Genomic DNA, 16,141 nt, shown 5'->3' on the forward strand with positions numbered 1-16,141 from the left:
CAAGTAATCATCCAAGATATCAGCTTGGCAACCGACAACATATTGTTCCGTAAACAGAAATATTACTCACCCTCACTCCGAAAAACTTATGTAGCAGAATTACCAATGGGCTACGAAGGAGAATTTGGACCAGGAATCAAAGCCTTAATCATCAGTTTGTACGCTAGGGGGTAATATGAGGATGCGGTAAACTACTGGAGTTTTTAGCCGATCTAGGTATTTCCATCTCAGCAGGTTATTTATCCAACCTGCTAATCAAAAACCACTCCGGTTTTGAAACCGAGAAAAAAGAAGTTTATGATTCAGGACTAGCGAGTAGCCCCTGGCAACACTTCGACCAAACAGGCGCGCGTGTAGCTGGAGTAAACCATACCACCAATATCATCTGCAACCCTTTATATACAGTATACTTCACAACAGCGAATAAAGACAGACTGACTGTCCTGAGAGGATTACAGCCAGGACGAGAACTAAAATTCATGCTCAATCCACTGACATTCTCACTAATTGAGGAATTCAAAATCCCGGCTAAATGGCAGAATGCTCTCAAGCTATTACCCCAAGAAACGGTGTTGGGTGAGTCAGAGTTTAATCACCTACTTAATAAGTATGTACCCAAACTGGGTGCTCAACAAGTTACCAGGATTAAGGAAGCAGCAGCTATTGTTTTCTATCATCAGCAAACTGATTGTCCAGTCGTACAAACTCTGTGTTGTGATGATGCTCCCCAATTCAAGTTAATCACTGCTGATAGAGCATTATGTTGGGTGCATGAGGGAAGGCATTACAAAAAGTTAAGCCCGGTATTCCATTGCCATCAAGTAATTTTAGGGAAATTTATCGAAAATTTTTGGGATTATTATCGGGAATTATTAGCTTATAAAGATGTTCCCAGTCCTGAAGCTGCACTGCTTTTAAGGTCGAAATTTCGGCGGCTTTTTGAAACTCCAAGCGGCTATGAATTGTTGGATGAACGCAAACAATTAACTGCGACAAAAGTATCGGAGTTGCTGAGGGTTTTAGAGCACCCTGAATTACCTTTACACAATAATCCCGCTGAGTTAGCTGCCCGAACTTGCTGTGCAGCGACGTAATATTAGCTATGCAACTCAGACGATTGAGGGTACGAGGGCATGGGATACTTTTATGTCTCTTGTTGCTACTAAGGAGTCAGTTGGGAATCAGTTTTTAAGGGTTATGTGCGTGACCGAATTTCTCAACTTGGAATTATTCCCTCTCTGTCCACTATTATTCGCGAAAAATCTTCTCTTTATCCCTTGGGCTTGTCTTGGCAACTAGATTAACTGCTACCCCTACTTATTGAGCCGATACGTATGTATGTTGATGTAGACCTTGGCAGGGCTCTCGCATGAGGACAAAAAAATGGTTGGCGATCGCGATCTACTGTCGCCCTCATGCGAGAGCCCCTACATAATACATATTTTGTTCTTTTTGTCAAAATATTCTACTGTACGGACGCTCTAGGTGCGCATTGCGCACCTTACAGGATAGAGGTTATCCTCCAAACTCTTTCTTATCTTCCAATCCCGACATATTGGAAACCAGCCGCTTCTAAAACCTTCTTATCTAAGAAATTGCGGCCGTCAATCATCACCGCATGAGCCATCAATTTGCCCATTTTATCGTAATCTAAATTACGAAACTGTTCCCAGTCAGTCACCAACACCAAAGCATCGCAACCGTCAGCCAATCTTTCCGCATCGGTTTCCACCAAAACTCCCGACAAACCGTGACGCATCCCAGTTTGAGAAACAATCGGATCGTAAGCTTTAACTTTCGCTCCCAATCTGTTTAAATTCTCGATTAAATTCAGGGAAGGAGCATCCCGCAAATCATCAGTATCCGGCTTGAAAGTCAAACCCAAAAGTCCGATTGTTTTGCCTTTAAGAATCTTCAAAACTTGCTGCAACTTTTCAATCGCAATCGAGCGCTGGCGTTCGTTCACTTCCACCGCCGCTTTCAGCAAATGCGCTTCATATCCGTAATCGTCAGCAGTGTGAACTAAAGCCGAGACATCTTTGGGGAAACAAGAACCGCCCCAACCAATGCCAGCCTGCAAAAACTTACTACCAATTCGCGAATCTAAACCGATACCTTTCGCTACTTGGGTAACATCTGCACCGACTCGATCGCAAATATTAGCAACTTCATTAATAAAGCTAATCTTGGTAGCCAAAAAAGCATTAGCTGCGTACTTAATCATTTCTGCGGAACTGATGTCAGTCATCACCACAGGTACCACAGGCAAAGACGGATTTTCTGCAAACTTGCGATCGACAATTGGTGTGTATAATTGTAGCATCAGATCCATCGCCCGCTGAGAGTTGCTGCCCAGAACAATGCGATCGGGATTAAACGTATCGAAAACAGCACAACCCTCGCGCAAAAACTCTGGATTGCTAACCACATCAAAATCAGCACCAATTTTTGCTGCTACTTCCTCACCCGTAGCGCCCTCACCGCTTTGAGCTTTTTGACGTTCAGCCAAACCATCTAATACAATCCTCCGCACCCAATCTCCCGAACCGATGGGTACAGTTGATTTGTTTACGATCACTTTGTAATCGCCGTCGAGGTGAGCGCCAATGCCGCGCGCCACCGCTTCCACGTAGCGAGTATCGCTTTCCCCAGTGGGCAAAGGAGGCGTCCCCACCGCAATGAATAAAATCTCCCCATGAGCCACTCCTGCTGCTAAATCTGAAGTAAATTCTAAATTTCCCGATTGAGAAGCAGAGGACATTAATTCAGACAGTCCGGGTTCAAAAATAGGTGACTGTCCCGATTTCATTAATTTAACTTTTTCTTCGTTGTTGTCTACACAAATGACATGATGTCCGATGTGGGCCAAGCAAGTGCCGGTGACTAAGCCAACGTATCCTGTACCGATGACGCAAACACGCATAGAAATGTCCTCAAAGTTAGTAAACAGTTGACAGTTGACAGTTGACAGTTGACAGTTGACAGTTGACAGTTCTTATTAGTCAGATGGCAGGCAGATTGAGGAAGCAAAAGGGAATAGGGAATAGGGAATAGGGAAGAATGAAGAATTAAGAAGTAAAAATACTCCCCCTCTCCTCCTCTCCCCCTCTATCTCTCCCTCTCTCTACTTTTGGTTTCCCTCGATGCGATCGCGAAAATCTTTCACAGTTAACTCTAAACCTTTATCCAGCGGCACAGTTGGTTCCCACCCCAACCAATTTTTAGCAAGAGTAATATCCGGTTGTCGCTGTTTTGGATCGTCTTGTGGCAGCGGTTTGAAGATGATTTCCGCCCCTGGATTAATCATATTTTGAATTTTCTGTGCTAACTCCAAGATAGTGTATTCGCCGGGATTCCCCAAATTCATCGGCCCGATTTTGTCGCTATTCATCAACCGAATAAATCCTTCCACCAAATCGGAAACGTAGCAAAAACTCCGGGTTTGGGAACCGTCACCGTACACAGTCAGCGGCTCATTCCGCAAAGCTTGCACAATAAAATTGCTGACTACTCTGCCGTCATTTTCCAACATCCGGGGGCCGTAGGTATTGAAAATTCGGACAACTCGAATGTCTACCCCATTTTGGCGGTGGTAGTCAAAAGATAGGGTTTCAGCTACTCGCTTCCCTTCATCATAACAGTTGCCACAAAACGCTGCCTTGCCGTTGCGGCGGACGCAGATTACGTGATTTTTAACATTGACACAATAAACATTTCCCGCATAACGAACTGGTTCGGGAGTTACGAGATTTGCATCTTTTGGAGGGCGAATATTAACGCGATAAAGATCGCGACCGATTGCATGATTGACTACCGTTGCTGCATAGCCGCAGCGCATTGCTAACTCTTGTACGTCATCAGCCAATTGCTTTGATTTAGTGTAATAAGCGTAGGCATTTCCTTTTTGAGAGCCATCTCCCAATATCAAAGCTTTGAACAAAATTAATGACTGTCGCTGAGACAGATTTAGGTATTCTCGCGGTATGTATTTGTCACCAGACTTGCCCAGAGGCAGCAAAATTTCTGCTAATTGTTTGCTGCAAATCCGAAATTGATGGTCGTCGGAGTCAAAAAACTTGAAAGGAGTCCGCTGGAGACACTCTGCTATTGCTGTCCGTCCTTCTGGATTTACTTGAGCGATTAATATGTTGTAATCAGCAATATCATAATCGCAACCGTTAACGACTCGCGCTCGCCTGCGGACGTGAACGCAACCTTCGGAAATGTAATAACCCAGAAATTCCAGCCAATCATCCATCCGCACCCGTTCGACATTTACTTTAGCATTGCGCGGCGGTTCTCCTAATTCAAACCATTCTTGTTCTGCCGCTAAAAATTCTGCTCCCGTGATGGCTCTTTGATGGTGCCAATATACATCTGTATCGGCTTGGAGAAAGTTCAATTTACCAGTGCGGTTTTTGACATACATCCAGTGATTGGGAGTCACACAAAAATCAAATTTAGAATTGGCAAATCGGAGCAAGTTACCCACATAAGGCTGCACGATATGCTCGTCAGGAACGTGATATTCAATCTGATTGTCTGGATTGAGAGTTGCTACGCGAACTCCCGGCTGTAAGTTAGGAAAAGGAACCCAACCGTTTTCTGTCAAAATTTCAGTATTCTCGTCGTAACAACTGCGAATACCTATACAATTAACGTTACCGCGATAGTCTTCTGTTTGGGGATGGACATCTGGATCGCCGTAAACTTCTGATGTGGAAGCCAGAAAAAATCTGGCCTTCACCCGTTTCGCCAATCCCAACATATTCATCGTGCCGATGACGTTTGTTTTAATTGTCTTGACAGGATTGTACTGATAGTGTATTGGGGAAGCTGGACAGGCCAGATGGTAAATCTGATCTACCTCTAACCGAATCGGTTCCGTGATGTCGTGGCGGATCAGCTCAAAATAGGGGTTGTCCATCCATTTGAGGATATTGCGCTTAGTCCCGGTGTAAAAGTTATCCAGGCAGACTACCTCGTGTCCTTGGGCCATTAAGCGATCGATCAGATGGGAACCGATAAAACCCGCACCGCCTGTGACTAAAATTCTCATGGGGGAAACTGCCGTTCTGTTTAGAGGGTAAGACTGTGGTACAACAATTCAGTCGATCGAATCAAACTTGTTAATACAATAACAAAATATCGATCAACAATGTAAAGACTTATCCGCAACCTGGATCAAATCTTTAATTAACTTAGCATTGTCAGAATATATGCAACAGATTGCGAGCTAGACTGGAGCTAACCTAGTTAATTTTACTTACACTTCTATAATTCCGAAAAAATACTGTTGACATTATCTCCACAGTGACTATATAATTATAAATCTTAATTTTTGGTGCCATTTTTAGTTAACAAACATTAGTTAGCAAACGAAAGATAAAGTCCTTACTATAAACTTAATAATGACTAAAGTCCTGACTACAAACCTAATAATTTTGCAACAATTATGAAAGTTGGTATAACTCCACGAAAAAAACATCACACCGAGAAACCGGGTTTCTCGGTGCGATCATATCCAGTAGCTTCATCCCTCATTGGATTTGATATAGCAATCCTAAATCATTTGCACAATTGTTGTAGGGCTCGAACCACGTTCGGTTGCCCGATAGATAGGGTAGGCAAAGAAAGGTACTACCCTACAAATTTATCTTAATTATTTAGGATTTCTATATGAGTAAGTTAAGCACACTCTAACCGTACAAAGACTGTACCCATTCCCATTCTTGCCTCAATCCTTCTCTCAAAGACACCTGTGGCTGATATCCCAAGATTTTCTGAGCTTTCGATGCGTCAGCGCTAGTATCTCGTGCATCTCCTTTGCTCGATTCTAGGTAATTGATGCGAATCGGGCGATCGACAATGCTTTCCATCGTCTGAATAACTTCCGCCAAAGCAACTCGACTTCCCCCTCCAATATTAAATATTTCCCCGACAGATTCCGGCACTTTAGCGGCAGCTAAATTAGCGGCAACGCAATCGCTGATAAAAGTAAAATCTCGGGTTTGCTGTCCGTCTCCGTAAATTGAAATCGCTTCGCCGCGCAAAATTGACTTAAAAAATATGTGAAATGCCATATCGGGACGCTGGCGAGGCCCGTAAACGGTGAAATAGCGTAGGATGGTTGCGGGAACGCCAAAATTGTGATGATAAAGCGAAGCCAAACGTTCAGCAGCTAATTTGGTAATCCCGTAGGGAGAAACTGGTTGAGGGCAGGCAGTTTCGGAAGTAGGAAAAGTTTCAGCATTGCCGTACACCGACGAAGACGAAGCCAATACAAACTTTTTCAGTTGCGGTGCATCTTTGGCGGCTTCTAGGAGTACCTGAGTTGCATTGATATTGCGTTCCGTATAGCTGCGGAAACCGTATCCCCAACTAGCACGGACTCCTGCTTGGGCTGCTTGGTGGTAAATGACTTCTGCATTTGCTAATAGCGGTTTCCAATCCAAAGATAGGATATTACCCTCAATTAGTTTAAAATTTGGATGTTTTTCAAAATGAGCGAGATTTTTTCTCTTTAATTCGGGATTGTAGTAATCGTTGACTTCATCAACTCCGATTACTTGTTCACCTTGGTTTAAAAGAGTTTCGACTAAGTTAGAGCCGATAAAACCTGCCGCGCCTGTAACAATATTACTCATGGGTTGATTGTTGATTGTTGATTGTTGACTTCAGCATATAAAGCCTCGTATTGCTTTGAGGATATGTGGCAGGTCATAATTAACCATATTTTCTCGTCCGCGCTTGCTCATATGTTGAGCTTCCTCTGGATGGTCTAAAATCTATGCCATTGCTGTGCTATTCCGTTGATATCTCCCAACTTTACCAGCAAACCATTGCCATTTTCTAATAAATCACGAGTGCCTCGAATTTCTATACCGATGACGGGGACTTCGATGCAGAAAGATTCCATGACGCAATTAGGAAGCCCTTCTTGAGAGGAAGCAATCAGAGTAGCTACTGAGGCACGAATCAAAATGGGGATATCTCGTCGCAAGCCCAAAAAATGTACTTGCTTTTGAATTCCTAATTCTGATGCTAGTTCTCGCATTTCCTCCAAAATTATGCCATCTCCGACCAAAGCTAAGTGTACTTGAGGTCGAGCTAGTTGGGCAAATGCCTTGAGAATATTGCCAGGGCGCTTGCGGGGAATAAATTCAGCCACCGACAAGAATAAAGGGTTTTCCGACTATAGTCATGGGCTGGAGATGAAACATCGGGGGCGATCGCGAGGGATTGCCTCTAGGAAATGCTAGAAATAGAGTTGCTGAGTTTTTGCGGCCTGTACCAGTTGGGTCAGTATTGTGCCAAAAGAGCGATCGCATATCTGATTTGGTTTAGGCTAAGACAGAAAGGGCGATCGCAGCCATACCTCGCTAGAATTAAAAGTGGAATTATAGTAAAATTATAGTTAGCAGTACGATCGGCTAAAAAGGAAGGATTAAACTGTGCAACTAGAAGAATACTTCAACTTTCTAGCACCTGATGACATTCGCCTGAAAGATTCGCGGATTGGAATTGAAACTATCCTGTACGAGTACATTTATCGTGCTCGCACCCCAGAGGAAATTGCCAATATTTACACTTCGCTGAGTCTAGAACAAGTTTATGCGACCATTCTGTATTATCTTCACAACAAAGAATCTGTGAGCAATTACATCGCTGACTGGTTGGAATGGGGACGCAGAATGCGAGAGGAACAGCAGCGAAACCCGTCGCCTGCGGTGCGGAAACTGATGCAGTTAAAGGCAGAAAGAGAAGGCAAAAAGGCGAAAAATGCTCAAATATCTCATGGATGAAAATGTTAATCCAGTTTATATTAACCAACTGCGCCGGCGGGAATCAGATTTGATAATTCGGGCTGTGGGAGAACCGGATACTCCTCCCAAAGGTACGTTAGATCCAGAAATCCTAATTTGGTGTGAAGTACATAACTTTGTGCTGCTGACTAATAACCGCAAGTCAATGCCGGTACACTTAGCGGATCACATTGCCCAAAATCGCCACATACCCGGTATTTTTATCTTCAACCCCGATATGGGTATTGGGGAGACACTGGACGAGTTGATTGTGATTGCGGGAGGTTCTTTTGATGGGGAATATCAAGACCAAATTATTCACTTGCCAATTCCTTGAATTCGTTGAGGCTTGGGTTTTCACAAAGTCCGATCGCCCTTGTGTGAAAAACAGCAAGATACGCGCGTGCGTAGCTATCCTGTAGGGAATCGCCATTCCCGATTTTAGTGGCTTCCTCCCAATGACATCTGAACCCAGCGGCGAAATAGTTCTACAGCTATACAGTAGCAACCATTAATTTCTTTAACAACATCGTGGCGTTCCAGAGTTTTTAATGATTCCTCTAAACTTGTTTGATCCATCCCTGTTTCTGCACTCAGCCTGTCGAGATTCATGCCTTTTACATGAGGTGCTAATACTCTTAAAATCTGCTGTTGTCCCGATGCACCTTCCGCTGCTTGACCCCAAACTGCTGTAAAATAGTAGCGACCTCTGGTGAAAAATTCCGGGTCATTGATGACTGTTTCTACATCTTCTACGGTAAACATTGGATCGCGGGGGCGTCCCATTTCAAATACTCGATCGTTGTAGTGGCGGACTAACAGGAATCCTACCAATTGCGTGAGGTAGGGTTGGCCGTAAGTTAGTTCGTAAATGCGATCGAGTGCTTCGGGTTTATAGTCTAGGATAAAGTCATCATCGGGATTGGCTAAAACTTGGCGAGTTGCACCTAGACTCAGGAAACCAACTCGGATGGGGATAATGCTAGCAAAAAGAGGATTGAAATAATCTGAGGTCATTTCATGCAAGGTGTGTAAGCCGGCAAAAGCTAAGGCAACTTTAGAACTCATTTGCAGTATTCCTCGCAAAAAGCCGATAAAGTCTCGATTGATTTTCCCAGCCTTAATCAATTCTTCAATTTTTTCAAACTCGTCTAAAGCAACGATCAATCCACCGTCTATATTTGCTACTACTTGTTCGATGTAGCGTCCAAAAGTGAGATAGGGTAAATTGAGTAAATCGCGATCGGCTGGAGGTGCAATCTTGACCGTTTTGGCGATCGCATCGGTGATGAATATTAGTAGTTCGCCGACTCCCTCAGAGCAATCTCCCACCCGCAGCAAATTGACATAAGCCACCTGTACCTTTGCTCCTAAGCAGTTGGTAGCATTTAACAAAATCGAAGTTTTCCCCATCCGCCGATGACCGTAGAGAGCCACAGATTGCAGGTTATTTCCCTGTACATCCTTTAGCTGTCTGATGATATCTTCGCGGCCGACAAACAGATTGCCTTGGACTGGATCGCCAATTACATAGGGATTAGTGACAGCTTTAGTAATTGAAATATCTCCGATTTTTCCTGTAACTTGCAGTAAAGATTCTTGCCATTTTTTAGCGGTTTTAATAATTAAATCTCGTTCGGCTTGTGGTAGAATATCTGGAGTATCGAGGATAGTTTCAAGTTCACCTAATGCTCGGTTGAGGGCAAGGGAACGGGCAGAACGAGATACGCTATTCTGCACGAGTTGAACATCGGCAATTACCCGCCGTAGAGAGGCAATTGCTTGCCAAGTAGTCTCGCGTAGCCGAGGTGGATTTGGGGAAGGTGGCAGTTTCAGGGAAGCAATTTCGGCTAGTTCTGCTGTTTGGTGAAAGCCTGTGAGAATTTTCGCTAAGGCGAACATCTCCTCTCCATAAAGCAAATCTCGGACTATGGCAAAAGCCTCTGTGGCTTTGTCTGGTTCTTGTTCATGGAGATACCAGAAACCAGCGGCAGAGGCACGGGCAGGAGTATTTAAACTAATTTCTATTTGAAAACGATCTTGTATTTGTTGTTTCCAAGGTATGAATGAAAAACTTTGTACTGCTCTTGACTTCATTGCTTCACCGAGAGAAACTGAGGCAAAACGCACCAAGTTCCAATCATAAAGATCTTCTGATAATTGAGCGACGCGATAGATAAGTTGGTCTTTTGGTGTCTCTGCTAGCACGCGATTTACAGCTTGAACAACAGGGATAAACTGAAGAGTAAATAGTAATAGTTGGTTAATGTTGTGCAATCCTGTTTCCCAATCCCGCCTCAGCCAATGAGCTATTTGAGAAGACAGGTAGGGAATGGGAAGTGGGGTAATGTGAGGAAATTGTCTATTTTGGTGTTGACGTTGGAGTAAGGTAAACGGTACAGCGAAAAGCCAATTTTCAGGACGTATCCTCGCCACGCCGGACGCCACGCCGGACGCTACGCCCAACGCCACGACGGACTCCACGCCTAACGCCACGACGGACTCCACGTTTGAAGCCGCGCTTAACATCACGCCCAATACCACGTCTGACGCCGCGCCGGACACCACGCGAGACGGCACGCCGAACGCCACACCGGACACTACGCTGGACGGTATGCCGGACGCCATGCCCAACACGATGCCCAACGCCACGCCCAATACCACGCCAGATGCCATGCCAAACGCCACGCCCAATACCACGCCAGACTCCACGCCTAATACCACGCCAGACTCCACACCAAACTCCACGCCAGATCCCATGCCGAACGCCACGCCCAACGCCACGCCCAACGCCACGCCGCGCCAATCAATAGAAATGCCTATTTCCTCGGAAAGTCTACTCAAGCCTACGGGGATAGCAAACATTAACACCAAGGCTTGTAGAATCAACTGACGTTGGACGGAATTTTGACGCAACCACTCCCACTTTTCTCGCCAGGTTTTGGTATCTTCTAAACGAGATTCACTTCCAAAAGTATACTCATAACGCCTCACAGCTTGAGGAAAGAAAAACACCCAATATAATAATCGCAGGTAGTCTAAAGGATTCCACAAAGAAAGAGGACGTTTCAGTTTGGGTGCTAAATCTAAGCGAGGAATGGGGGGATGGTTTTGATTCATAAATAGGTGGGATGAATGAATTTAAATATGGGTGATTAAGTATCGTATCCAGTAAATCAACCACGATTCTTGTAGGGGCGGGTTCGCCAACCATTCATGACAAAAATCAACAATTTCCTAAACCCGCCCCCACCCCACCAACCAAATAAATGTACCGCGAATTTATTGGTAAAATGTGAATCTTGGCTGGGGAGGGCAGGTTTATGAGATTGTCTGTTTTAGCCAATTATTGTTGGTGAACCTGCCCCTACGAGATAAATGTGAATATAAATCTCGGCTGGGGAGGGCAGGTTTATGAGATTATCTGTTTTAGGCGATTATTGTTGGTGAACCTGCCCCTACGAGATATTGGATTGTGCGATCGCATATCTATCAATTTATATAGTCTAGTGAATCTTGGCTATCTTGGCTGGGGAGGGCAGGTTTTTGAGATTGTCTGTTTTAGGCGATTATTGTTGGTGAACCTGCCCCTACGAGATATTGGATTGTGCGATCGCATATCTATCAATTTATATAGTATTTTAGGATGATCTAGAATCGTTGAGATAACCAGCATAAGTTTTATAGCACAATTGCATCAATTTCTGAGGATAGCCGCCACTTTCAGCAATTAAACTCGCAATTTCTGCCTCAGTAAAATTCACGGGTTTGTCAACAGGTATTAACCAGTCAGCTTGGAGGCGACTAGCAATAAATTTGCGGCTAATTTGATCATCCCATTGCTTCAGAGTTTCCTCAATGCAAATCCCTTTGAAAGGAGATGTCATATTTTTGTCTTGACTATCAGGAAACAGGGTATCGAGAGAGGTGCAGGCGGCGACAACTAGACGCAAAGGTGCATCGGTTCCCTCGGCCAAACCCCGCAATTGGCCGCGTACTTGGTTCGTAAATCCATCCCAGGTCATTTTCTCGACTTCATCTAAAAGCAACAGGAATCGGTGCGATTCTAGAGCCCGTTTTAGTTGATATCCTTTGACTGTCTCGATACCCGCTTCGCCACACAAAGCATCGTAAAAGTCATGTTCATCATAAACATTATTTAAGTTAAGGTAAATGGGTTGGCGCGGATGACGGAGTTCAGTTGGGGTTTCTCGGTAAAGGGCTTGTAGGAGGGAACTTTTGCCGATCGCCCTTTCGCCAATAATTGCAACACTACTACCACTATTCAGCGTCTCAAACACCCGCCGTATTTCTCGCTTTCTACCAAAGAAATGTCGCGGATCGTCTATCTTGCCATGTTGGGGAATAAACGGATTATTGTGGTTGGAATTATCGACTGCGATCGAAGAAACCGGGTTTTTCACCGAATCTGTGGGCTGTAACGCGTCTTTTCTGTGAAAAAACCCGGTTTCTGAACCCCGCGTAGTTGTATTGGGATTTGTAATATCTTGCCAATCCAATCCTAAAGCCTTGCAAATTCCCACAAAATACTGGCGACTGACAGCCTTCTGGGTAAAAAACTTATGAATTGCTTGAATATCGATGCCTGTCTTTGACTTTTTGCCTTCCCCGATCGTAACACGATCGGCTAAGTCTTGGCGACTCCAGCCTTTGCCTGTGAGAGCAATTGTTGCTTTTTCGATTCCTGCCTGGGATGCTGTGAGCGATCGCTCTGTCATAGCCAAATTACAAACCTTTTAAGTATTATAGCGGGCGATCGCGAACCAAACGCATCTTAAACGCATATCAAACTCATAGTATTTGAAACCCATACACACCTTGGCTTTCAAGGTTTTACCCTTTATGATTAAAACATCACCAATCAAAAGGTAGCAATTATGAAAGCTCAACCAAATATGACACCTGCTAAACCTAAATCTCCTAAAATGATTCGTAAAAATACCTCTCCTCAACCTCCCTCTCCTTTCGAGTACGTCTTCGCAACTGTTGTCTGTATTACCTTACTTTCTGGAAGCGTGTCCTTATCGCTTAGTATGGAAGATCGGCTATCTCCGCAACAAATTCGCATTTTTGAGACTTGCAAGGATACTTGGAATATGGGTGTCGGTGCAATTTTCGGACTTTTAGGTAGTAAAGCAGATGATGATGAGTAATCTCTGATGGTTTATTTGCAAAAGTACGATCGCCCTTAATGTTCAAAAGTGCGATCGCATTTAATCCCTCACCCAATTCCTCAAATTGTCCAATCTTCAAACCTCAAACCCGGTACTCGCTCAAAATCTCGCCGGTTCCGCGTCACCAGAATAGCGTTTTTAGAAAGCGCAATAGCAGCAATCCGCAAATCTTTTGTGCCGATGCGAATCTTTTGACGCACCAAATCTGTATAGCAATTGTAAGCATCGCGATCGAACTTCAACACATTCACACTGTTGAAATACTCTACTCCATCCAGAAATCCCTTATAACCCCAGATTACTCGCTCCGATTGAGAAGATTGGTTGATCGCATTCAACCATCCCCGCATTTGTTCCTCAACGGTAATCACTGTTACTGCAATCTCTTCAGGATTAACCTGACTAACTCGCAGCTTTACCAGCGGATGATCGTTTTGAAAAAGTGTCAAACAATCCGTATCTAATACCCACAAACTCATTTTACTCCGATCTCCACATCAACTTGTGGGTAATCTGTTCCCATTTCCTCATCAAGGGTGTTGCGATCGGCTTCCATATAAGCAACCACCTCATCAAATAGCGGATTGTCTTTATACATTCCAGCAAACTTCATCCAAGGATGTTCCGGTTTGGGCGGTTGAATTGCCAAAGAAATGAGTTCGGCTTTCTCTAGCCGATCGCCCACAACTAAGCTAATATTGGTAATAACCTCTTCCCGGCTATTACCCTCTGCCTTACATTCTTCCCAACCCAAAGCCATCGCTTGATACTTTCCCTCTGTTTCCTGTTCGATCAGGATTGTCAAAGCTGGGCTATCGGGTTTTTGCTCTTGGATTTCTAGCGAAATGAATTCAGCTTTTTCTAAATGATTCGTCACAAGTTGGCTGAGATTTGCGATCGCCTCTTCGCGAGTATTTCCCTCAGCTTGACATTCAGGTAAACCCAATACCATCGCTTGATATTTTCCCTCTGTTTCCTGTTCGATGACGGCTGTCAATGAAAAGTTAGTTAATTTGTCCGACGACTTCAGTAATATTTTGGTAGTCATAATAGTAAATTCAAGTGAGAATTATATTGTTAATTATATCAACATCTTATATCATTTTCAATAAACCTTTTTGGCACGGGCAAGATGCCCATCCCACAAGAAAATTTACTCTTTGTGGAACAGGCATCTTGCCTGTTCGAGGTGATTGCAAAAAACTACGATAAAATTGACTCTTTGTGGAACAGGCATCTTGCCTGTTCCTAGAACCCCACAAGAAAAATGACTGTTTGTGGAACAGGCATCTTGCCTGTTCCTAACAAAGCCCTACAGACAAATTACGAATCGCGATCGAGCTTAAGCACAGCCATAAAAGCCTCCTGCGGCACATCCACAGTACCCACAGACTTCATCCGCTTCTTACCCTTCGCCTGCTTTTGCAGCAACTTCTTCTTCCGCGAAATATCGCCGCCGTAGCACTTCGCCAACACATCCTTCCGCAAAGCCGGAATATGTTCCGAAGCAATCACCTTAGCGCCAATAGTCGCTTGAATCGGCACCTTAAACTGGTGGCGGGGAATCAACTCCTTCAGTTTTTCCGTCAAGCCGCGGCCAACATTGTAAGCCTTATCCCGGTGCACGATCATCGCCAAAGCATCAACCGGATCGCCATTAATTAAAATGTCCAATTTCACCAACGGATTTTCGCGATAACCGATGATGTGATACTCCATACTTGCATAACCGCGCGATCGCGATTTCATCTGATCGAAAAAGTCCGTCACCACCTCCGCCAAAGGCAACTCATAAACCAACGTAGTCCGCCCCTGACTCAGATACTTCATATCCATAAAAATGCCCCGCCGACTTTGAGACAACTCCATCAGCGCCCCCACATAAGTTTCCGGCGACAGCATTTCTACCCGCACATAAGGTTCCTCAATCTTCTCCCGATATTGAGGATCTGGCAAGTGACTCGGATTGTCAATTGTTAACACTTCTCCCTTAATTGTTGTGACTTGATAAACCACAGAAGGAGCCGTAACAATCAAATCCAAATTGTACTCTCTCTCCAATCTTTCCTGCACAATTTCCATGTGCAGCAAACCCAAGAAACCGCAGCGAAAACCAAATCCCATCGCACTAGAAGTTTCCGGTTCGTAGGAAAGCGCCGCATCGTTGAGTTCCAGTTTTTCCAAAGCTTCCCGCAAGTCAGGAAATTGGTCTGCATCGATCGGGAATAAGCCACAAAAAACCATCGGCTTAGCCTCCGTATAACCAGGCCAAGGCTCCGGTGCAGGCTTTTTGACCAAAGTAATCGTATCCCCGACGCGAGCATCAGCTACCGCCTTAATTGCCGCGCCCAGATAACCCACTTCTCCCGCGTGCAGTTCGTCTACTTGTACTTGCGTCGGTGACAAAATGCCCAATTCATCGATGACATATTCCTTCCCCGAAACCATCAACAAAACCCGATCGCCCTTTTTGACACTTCCGTCCATCACCCGGAAATACACAATTACCCCGCGATAAGCATCGTAATAACTATCAAAAATTAGCGCCCGCAGCGGTTTCTCAACAGTATCCTGCGGCGGCGGCACCAATTCCACGATCGCCTCCAAAATATCATCAATACCAATTCCTTCCTTAGCAGAAGCCTCAATCGCCCCGCTACAGTCCAGACCGATAATTTCTTCAATTTCCCCTTTAACCCGTTCCGGTTCCGCCCCCGGCAGGTCAATTTTATTTAGAACCGGAATAATTTCTAAATTATTTCCCAAGGCAAGGTAGACATTTGCCAAGGTTTGTGCTTCCACGCCTTGAGAAGCGTCTACCACCAGCAGCGCCCCTTCGCAAGCAGCGAGCGATCGCGAAACCTCATAGGAAAAGTCAACGTGTCCGGGAGTGTCGATCAGATTTAGCACGTACTCCTGACCGTCCTTGGCAGTGTAATTCATCCGAGCCGCTTGCAGCTTGATCGTAATGCCACGTTCGCGTTCGAGATCCATATTGTCTAAAAACTGCTCCTTCATTTCCCGTGCCTTCACAGTCCCAGTCGCCTGCAACAGTCGATCGGCCAAAGTCGATTTTCCGTGGTCGATGTGAGCAATAATCGAAAAATTACGAATGCGAGATACAGGAACGTTTGTCATAAA

At 44.6% G+C, this 16,141-nt stretch carries 13 protein-coding genes and 3 pseudogenes; 4 read left to right on the plus strand and 12 right to left on the minus strand.

What is annotated here, in order from left to right; translation table 11 throughout:
• Positions 1-479: 479 nt before the first annotated feature.
• A complete protein-coding gene (locus JGK22_RS29950) occupies positions 480-1,094 on the plus strand; it encodes a hypothetical protein (RefSeq protein WP_293220619.1) in 615 nt (204 codons plus the stop codon).
• A 440-nt stretch (positions 1,095-1,534) separates the two neighbouring features.
• On the opposite strand, the gene JGK22_RS29955 is transcribed toward JGK22_RS29950, so the two are convergent.
• The 7 genes and pseudogenes from JGK22_RS29955 to JGK22_RS29985 all read right to left on the minus strand — a co-directional run bounded on the left by JGK22_RS29955 (position 1,535) and on the right by JGK22_RS29985 (position 7,331).
• Positions 1,535-2,923, minus strand: a complete 1,389-nt coding sequence (locus tag JGK22_RS29955; protein WP_293177056.1) for a UDP-glucose/GDP-mannose dehydrogenase family protein — start codon at positions 2,921-2,923, stop codon at positions 1,535-1,537.
• 201 nt (positions 2,924-3,124) lie between these two features.
• Positions 3,125-3,643: pseudogene (locus JGK22_RS29960) on the minus strand (NAD-dependent epimerase/dehydratase family protein); the annotation flags it as partial.
• 135 nt (positions 3,644-3,778) lie between these two features.
• Positions 3,779-4,429: pseudogene (locus tag JGK22_RS29965) on the minus strand (LAGLIDADG family homing endonuclease); the annotation flags it as partial.
• 195 nt (positions 4,430-4,624) lie between these two features.
• A pseudogene (locus tag JGK22_RS29970) lies at positions 4,625-5,059 on the minus strand (GDP-mannose 4,6-dehydratase); the annotation flags it as partial.
• Positions 5,060-5,699: 640 nt separating this feature from the next.
• Positions 5,700-6,647, minus strand: coding sequence for an NAD-dependent epimerase/dehydratase family protein (locus tag JGK22_RS29975; protein ID WP_293177054.1), 948 nt, complete (start codon positions 6,645-6,647; stop codon positions 5,700-5,702).
• Between the two features lie 134 nt (positions 6,648-6,781).
• A complete protein-coding gene (locus JGK22_RS29980) occupies positions 6,782-7,171 on the minus strand; it encodes a glycosyltransferase (protein ID WP_293191579.1) in 390 nt (129 codons plus the stop codon).
• Complete coding sequence (locus tag JGK22_RS29985) at positions 7,164-7,331, minus strand: hypothetical protein (RefSeq protein WP_293191575.1); 168 nt, start codon at positions 7,329-7,331, stop codon at positions 7,164-7,166. The genes JGK22_RS29980 and JGK22_RS29985 overlap by 8 nt, the downstream gene beginning before the upstream one ends.
• A gap of 123 nt (positions 7,332-7,454) precedes the next feature.
• Here JGK22_RS29985 and JGK22_RS29990 point away from each other — a divergent pair, with 123 nt between their 5' ends.
• The gene (locus tag JGK22_RS29990) at positions 7,455-7,805 is read left to right on the plus strand and encodes a DUF433 domain-containing protein (protein WP_293177052.1); all 351 of its coding nucleotides are present in this window, start codon (positions 7,455-7,457) and stop codon (positions 7,803-7,805) included.
• Entirely contained in the window at positions 7,783-8,142 is a 360-nt protein-coding gene (locus tag JGK22_RS29995) for a DUF5615 family PIN-like protein (protein WP_293177050.1), read from the plus strand. The genes JGK22_RS29990 and JGK22_RS29995 overlap by 23 nt, the downstream gene beginning before the upstream one ends.
• Positions 8,143-8,246: 104 nt before the next feature.
• On the opposite strand, the gene JGK22_RS30000 is transcribed toward JGK22_RS29995, so the two are convergent.
• Positions 8,247-10,925 (minus strand): ATP-binding protein, encoded by a 2,679-nt coding sequence (locus tag JGK22_RS30000; protein ID WP_293314351.1) that lies wholly within the window; start codon positions 10,923-10,925, stop codon positions 8,247-8,249.
• Positions 10,926-11,446: 521 nt separating this feature from the next.
• Entirely contained in the window at positions 11,447-12,544 is a 1,098-nt protein-coding gene (locus tag JGK22_RS30005) for an ATP-binding protein (RefSeq protein ID WP_293314353.1), read from the minus strand.
• Between the two features lie 159 nt (positions 12,545-12,703).
• Between JGK22_RS30005 and JGK22_RS30010 the strand changes: the two genes are divergently transcribed.
• The gene (locus JGK22_RS30010) at positions 12,704-12,979 is read left to right on the plus strand and encodes a hypothetical protein (RefSeq protein WP_293177044.1); all 276 of its coding nucleotides are present in this window, start codon (positions 12,704-12,706) and stop codon (positions 12,977-12,979) included.
• 80 nt (positions 12,980-13,059) lie between these two features.
• On the opposite strand, the gene JGK22_RS30015 is transcribed toward JGK22_RS30010, so the two are convergent.
• The 3 genes from JGK22_RS30015 to lepA all read right to left on the minus strand — a co-directional run bounded on the left by JGK22_RS30015 (position 13,060) and on the right by lepA (position 16,138).
• A complete protein-coding gene (locus tag JGK22_RS30015; RefSeq protein ID WP_293191452.1) occupies positions 13,060-13,479 on the minus strand; it encodes a type II toxin-antitoxin system VapC family toxin in 420 nt (139 codons plus the stop codon).
• Positions 13,476-14,048, minus strand: coding sequence for a type II toxin-antitoxin system HicB family antitoxin (locus JGK22_RS30020; protein WP_293177040.1), 573 nt, complete (start codon positions 14,046-14,048; stop codon positions 13,476-13,478). The genes JGK22_RS30015 and JGK22_RS30020 overlap by 4 nt, the downstream gene beginning before the upstream one ends.
• A gap of 275 nt (positions 14,049-14,323) precedes the next feature.
• A complete protein-coding gene (gene lepA / locus JGK22_RS30025) occupies positions 14,324-16,138 on the minus strand; it encodes a translation elongation factor 4 (protein ID WP_293177038.1) in 1,815 nt (604 codons plus the stop codon).
• Positions 16,139-16,141 lie beyond the last annotated feature (3 nt).

The organism is Microcoleus sp. PH2017_08_TRC_O_A (assembly GCF_020738665.1).
Classification (GTDB): Bacteria; Cyanobacteriota; Cyanobacteriia; order Cyanobacteriales; family Microcoleaceae; genus Microcoleus.

What these genes read in the sequence shown, in the direction of transcription:
- JGK22_RS29950 (WP_293220619.1), top strand. Translation starts at nt 480, where the DNA reads ATGCTCAATCCACTGACATTCTCACTAATTGAGGAATTCAAAATCCCG.
- JGK22_RS29955 (WP_293177056.1), bottom strand. Translation starts at nt 2,923, where the DNA reads ATGCGTGTTTGCGTCATCGGTACAGGATACGTTGGCTTAGTCACCGGC.
- JGK22_RS29975 (WP_293177054.1), bottom strand. Translation starts at nt 6,647, where the DNA reads ATGAGTAATATTGTTACAGGCGCGGCAGGTTTTATCGGCTCTAACTTA.
- JGK22_RS29985 (WP_293191575.1), bottom strand. Translation starts at nt 7,331, where the DNA reads ATGCGATCGCTCTTTTGGCACAATACTGACCCAACTGGTACAGGCCGC.
- JGK22_RS29995 (WP_293177050.1), top strand. Translation starts at nt 7,783, where the DNA reads ATGCTCAAATATCTCATGGATGAAAATGTTAATCCAGTTTATATTAAC.
- JGK22_RS30000 (WP_293314351.1), bottom strand. Translation starts at nt 10,925, where the DNA reads ATGAATCAAAACCATCCCCCCATTCCTCGCTTAGATTTAGCACCCAAA.
- JGK22_RS30005 (WP_293314353.1), bottom strand. Translation starts at nt 12,544, where the DNA reads ATGACAGAGCGATCGCTCACAGCATCCCAGGCAGGAATCGAAAAAGCA.
- JGK22_RS30010 (WP_293177044.1), top strand. Translation starts at nt 12,704, where the DNA reads ATGAAAGCTCAACCAAATATGACACCTGCTAAACCTAAATCTCCTAAA.
- JGK22_RS30015 (WP_293191452.1), bottom strand. Translation starts at nt 13,479, where the DNA reads ATGAGTTTGTGGGTATTAGATACGGATTGTTTGACACTTTTTCAAAAC.
- JGK22_RS30020 (WP_293177040.1), bottom strand. Translation starts at nt 14,048, where the DNA reads ATGACTACCAAAATATTACTGAAGTCGTCGGACAAATTAACTAACTTT.
- lepA (WP_293177038.1), bottom strand. Translation starts at nt 16,138, where the DNA reads ATGACAAACGTTCCTGTATCTCGCATTCGTAATTTTTCGATTATTGCT.